Annotated in this window: 2 protein-coding genes; both read left to right on the top strand. The window is 71.9% G+C overall.

Going from position 1 to position 2,323, the window contains the following annotated elements:
- A partial coding sequence (locus tag AB0G02_RS35740; RefSeq protein WP_360803538.1) for a VCBS repeat-containing protein occupies positions 1 to 1,219 on the top strand: 1,219 nt, incomplete at its 5' end.
- A 55-nt stretch (positions 1,220 to 1,274) separates the two neighbouring features.
- The coding region (locus tag AB0G02_RS35735) for a GH25 family lysozyme (protein ID WP_360803535.1) at positions 1,275 to 2,323 on the top strand (1,049 nt) is incomplete at its 3' end.

Genomic DNA, 2,323 nt, shown 5'->3' with positions numbered 1-2,323 from the left:
GCTCGCCGCCACCGGCCCGACCGGCGCGATGGCGGCTCCGGGCACCGCCACGACGACCGCGGGACCGGTGATCGGGGACCCGCCGCTGGCCGACTACCCCGGGCTGCCGGGCGGCGGCGTCCGCGCGGCGACCGTGCCCACGACCGCGACCCCGTGCGACAACAACGGCTCGCACCAGATCCTCACCCGGGCGCAGGTGCTGACCCGGGCGCAGAGCTGGCTGGACGTCGGTGGCGTCCAGTACAGCCAGAGCAGGTGCTACCGCAACACCTACGGCGACTACCGGACGGACTGCTCGGGGTTCGTGTCGATGGCGTGGGGGCTCGGCGGCCGGGGCAGCGACTTCTGGACCGGGAACCTGGACGACGTCTCCTGGGTGATCCCGCGCTCCTCCCTGCAACCGGGCGACGCGTTGCTGCGGCACGAGAACAACCCCTCCGTCGACCACGTGGCGTTGTTCGTCGGGTGGGAGGACTCGGCGCACACCAGGCCGGTCGTGATCGAGCAGACCGGGTCCTCGGGCACGATCCGGCGGGCGTGGAGCCAGAGCAACGCGAGCAACTACACACCGGTCCGCTACGACCACGTCGTCGACGGCTCGGCCGGCGGTGTCGCCACCGGTGACGTGACCGGTGACGGCAAGGCCGACCTGGTCGCCCGCCGCGCCGACGGCACGCTGTGGCTGTACCGCAACAGCGGTTCCGCCACGCCGTACGGCACCAGCACGCAGATCGGCGTCTCGTGGGGGCAGTTCGCGTGGTTCCTGGCCGGTGACGTCGACGGCGACGGCCGGGCGGACATCGTCGCGGCACGGCCCGACGGCACCCTCTGGCTGTACACCAACAACGGCGGCACCACCGCGCCGTATAGCACCGGCACCCAGATCGGCATCGGTTGGCAGCAGTTCGCCCACGTCGTCGTCGAGGACGTGACCGGCGACGGGCGGGGGGACATCGTCGCGGCGGGCTCCGACGGCGCCCTCAGGCTGTACACCAACGGCGGCGACACCACCGCGCCGTACAGCACCGGCACCCAGGTCGGCGTGGGCTGGCAGTCGTTCGACCGCATCACGCTCGGGGACGTCGACGGCGACCACCGCGCCGACATCGTCGCCACCAAGCCGGACGGCACGCTGTGGCAGTACCTCAACGGCGGCAGCGACACCGCGCCCTACAGCAGCGGCACCCAGATCGGCACGGGCTGGCAGAGCTTCGTCTGATCCCCCCTTCCCGCACACCACGACCACGACCACGACCACGACCACGGAGTCCACCATGCTCGCCAAGAAATCGGCTGCCGCCCTGGTGCTGGCGCTCGGGTTCCCGCTGCTCCTCGGCTCGCAGGCCACCGCCGAACCGCTCGGCGTGGCCGCCCTCCCGCCCGGCTACTCGGTCAACGGCATCGACGTCTCCAGCCACGACCACTCCGGCGGGAAGACCCTCGACTGGGCCGCCCGCCGCGCCGCGGGCGAGGAGTTCGCCTTCGTCAAGGCCACCGAGGGCACCACCTACGTCAACCCCTACTACGGCCAGGACTACCAGGGCGCCAAGAACGCCGGGCTCTACGCCGGCGCCTACGCCTTCGGCCGACCGGACCTCGGCAACCCGGCGGGCCAGGCCGACTACTTCGTGGACCACATCCAGTGGGCCGCCGACGGCAGGACCCTGCCGCCGTTCCTCGACCTGGAGTGGCCGTACCTCTCGGGCACGCCCGACTGCTACGGGCTCTCCCAGAGCGCAATGCGGTCGTGGATCAGCACGTTCCAAGCCACGGTCCAGGCCCGCATCGGCCGCGCGCCGATGATCTACACCAACGTCAACTGGTGGAACCCGTGCACGGGCAGCAGCACCGCGTTCGCCGGCTACCCGCTGGACATCTCCAGCTGCAACTCCTCCCCGCCGTCGGTGCCGGGCTGGGGCGCGAACTGGACCTTCTGGCAGTACGACATCGACGCGTGCAACCGGGGCGCGGCCCACGACTCCATGGTCTTCAACGGTTCGACGGCCCAGCTCGCCGCGCTGGCCGGAGGTGCGGCGGACGGCGTCGCGACCGGCGACGTCACCGGCGACGGCAAGGCCGACCTGGTCGCGCGGCGGCCGGACGGAACCCTGTGGCTGTACCGCAACAGCGGCTCCACGACGCCCTACGGCACCGGGATCCAGATCGGCCTGTCGTGGCAGCAGTTCCTGTGGTTCCGGGCCGACGACGTCACCGGCGACCACCGCGCCGACATCGTCGCCGCCCGCACGGACGGCACGCTGTGGCTGTACCCCAACAGCGGTGACGACACCGGGCCCTACACCACCGGGACGCAGATCGGCGT

The sequence above is a fragment of the Actinosynnema sp. NPDC023658 genome (assembly GCF_040639995.1).
Taxonomy (GTDB): domain Bacteria; phylum Actinomycetota; class Actinomycetes; order Mycobacteriales; family Pseudonocardiaceae; genus Actinosynnema.
This window is presented reverse-complemented; position numbering and strand designations above follow the sequence as displayed.